3 protein-coding genes are annotated in these 2,678 nt (G+C 38.1%); all 3 read right to left on the minus strand.

The genetic code is table 11. The features are described 5' to 3' along the window. On the minus strand, positions 1 to 685 hold a 685-nt coding region (locus KGY70_20525), incomplete at its 3' end, for a glycosyltransferase (GenBank protein ID MBS3777591.1). Further along, on the minus strand, positions 682 to 2,376 hold the full coding sequence (locus KGY70_20530; protein MBS3777592.1) for a hypothetical protein: 1,695 nt from the start codon (positions 2,374 to 2,376) through the stop codon (positions 682 to 684). The genes KGY70_20525 and KGY70_20530, both read right to left, overlap by 4 nt. Positions 2,377 to 2,486: 110 nt before the next feature. Then, the coding region (locus tag KGY70_20535; GenBank protein MBS3777593.1) for a hypothetical protein at positions 2,487 to 2,678 on the minus strand (192 nt) is incomplete at its 5' end.

Here is a 2,678-nt window from a genome sequence, read left to right on the forward strand (position 1 = left end):
TTAAATATCGCTCATTATAAACTTTACCCGCCAGATGCAATGTCCAACCGGTGCCCTCAATACTTTTTACAAGAATATCTACTCCCCGGTTATGGGTAATTCCCCCAACATAACATAATGTTTTCAATTTCTGTGAAAAAGGCAAGGGCTTAATCTCATCAGGATCAACAAAATTTCTTACTACCTCTATTTTATACAAATATCTTTGAGGAAACCTGTGCTGAATGCTTTCAGTAGCTACAACAGTGCCGTCAAATACCCCGACTCCCATTTCCTCGAAAATCTTAACCGTTTTTGCCATCAGCCAGCGAAAGGGTTCTATCAGGTAAAACTTTCCCGTCACCTGAAGGGGTACGTTTTCATGGGCATCATAAATCACCTTTTTCCCCGTCAGCTTCAGTAAAATTCCTATAAAAAGCAATTCGGGATCATGAAAATGATATACTTCTGCCTTGACCTGATAAGCCTTATAAAGTATTATCCAGGGGTACAGTAAAATACGTGTCAACCTGTTTTTGAAAGGATGTAAACCGACAAGATGGATACCCCCTATGGTAGAGGATTGCTCACTCTTCGCAAGCAGATAAACCTCCAGCCCCATCTCCCGCAAAGCCTGGCACTCCTTATAAAAGATGCGCACATCTTTAACAGGATGAGCCGAAGTCATGTGACAAATGCGCGTCATACTTCCATTTTGGTATTCAGACTCGTGTAAAACCAGGGAAATAAACTCAAAAAAACAAAGGCCGGCACACTGAAATGACTGTTACCGCTTATGAAAATATACGATGCAGTAATCAGAAACAACAAGAGAAAATATTGTAAAGCATGGAAATTTCTGATGTAAAGCACAAATGTATATACCAGAAAAAACACATATATACCGGCCCCTACAATGCCTGAATACAATAATGCGGAAATCAAAGGATTGTGAGGATATTCGTAAGTATGAGAAGAACCGTTGAACTTTTCCCCAAACCGGCTTAAATAGGAAAAACCATTACCAAATAGCTTACCGGATAAAGAATAACCGGAAAACAACCGGAATGCATATTTCCATCGCCCTTTCCGGCCAACTTCCTTCCCGGAATCATTAGTATCTGTTACTTGTGCTGTAATTCCAGAATGTAAGTTTTCTGAGGAACTTACGGTTACAGAATCCCTTTCATTATTGGACAAGGAATAATCCAATTCACTGATTGTAAAAAATTTTCCCGGGGCACCCTTACCCACTGAGTTTTCCCAATGGTGTTCCGGCAAATCCTGATAATCACCCCCTGATGCGGTGGCTTTGTTAAAATCACTATGATAAAAAGTATGGGAACTATGGGTTGAATCCAGAAACCCTTTGTCAATCCATTGTTTTATCTTTTTTCTGAATGCTCCCTGGGGCCGCGCATCCTGATTCCATAATATTTCATACAAATCCTTTTGCTGAAAACCAATTCCCAAAACCCTGGCATATCGATTAACTGCATTGGTCAATTCAATCCGGAAATCCGATTTGTAAATTCTGCTATCCTCTACAACCTGCGTTTTCAAATGATCCGAAGTAAAAAACATCAGGGCATAACCCATAATGCATAGAAATGCCATTAAAAGCAAATAACCGTCATTCCTTTTAAAGAATTTTGCGAACTTTACTTCAGAATAAATCCATACAATCATCCTTCCCAAAAAAATCAATGTCAGAATGACCAAAAGAACCATAAAACTTCTCCTGGACTGGGAAGTAAGTATAATAAAAGAAAACAACCCCATTACAAGATGGTAGGCGATTAATGCCCTGCTGCTTATTTTTTCCCTTACATATAATTGATATAGTATGGTCAGTATACCAAAAATGAGCGTAAGGGAGAAAAAATTGTAATCTGCAGTAACAGAAGAAGTCAATGCGTTCTGTGCAAGTTCGGGAGAAAACGGAAAAAACCTTCCCAAAACCGAGAAGATTAATTTTACCAGCCCAGCCACTGCAACAATGAAAGTGATAACTATCAACTGCTGAACAAACAGCTTTTTAAAACGGTAAAATGGAATATTGACCGAAATGAGGTAGAAATAAATATAATAAAAAAGGATCAAAAGGATGGTTCCTGAAATGAATTCCTTTACCGGTAACAGGAAACCGGTTTTATAGATCAATGCACTGAGGTAAATACCCAACAATAACAGGTAAATACCATTAAAAAAAAGAAAATGTTTTATCCCGGGTATGGTTTTATGGGTAAACATTTCATAAAGCACATAAAATGTGAAATATAGAAATAAAGGTATAAATAAAAATTTCAGTTGAGGCAGACCCATCCTCAGAATAAAGGAAAGCATCACCAATACGAGCAGATTAAGATGCAGTTGAATGTTTTTTGTCCGTTCCATAAATAACAAAATGGCCTTATCGTTGGTCCAGTAACCTATGCATAACCCCAATGATTCTTTCTTTATCTTCCCAGGTAAGGCTGGAGCCCGATGGCAGGGATAATCCTTTATTAAACAATCTTAAGGAAGTACCATTCCCGTAAAAAGGATAATCCTTGAACACAGGCTGGAGCTGCATGGATATACTTCAATTCATTTCCCGACATGTGCGGAGGTGATAACCAGATCTTCTTCATACTTTTACCGATTGATAAATATTTTTCCCAACGTTTTGAAAATAATAGAAATATCAGTAAAAACGC

The organism is Bacteroidales bacterium (genome assembly GCA_018334875.1).
GTDB lineage: Bacteria > Bacteroidota > Bacteroidia > Bacteroidales > UBA12077 > JAGXLC01.

Excerpts from the sequence above, each read along its gene's own strand:
- KGY70_20530 (MBS3777592.1), bottom strand. The coding sequence starts at position 2,376 with ATGGAACGGACAAAAAACATTCAACTGCATCTTAATCTGCTCGTATTG.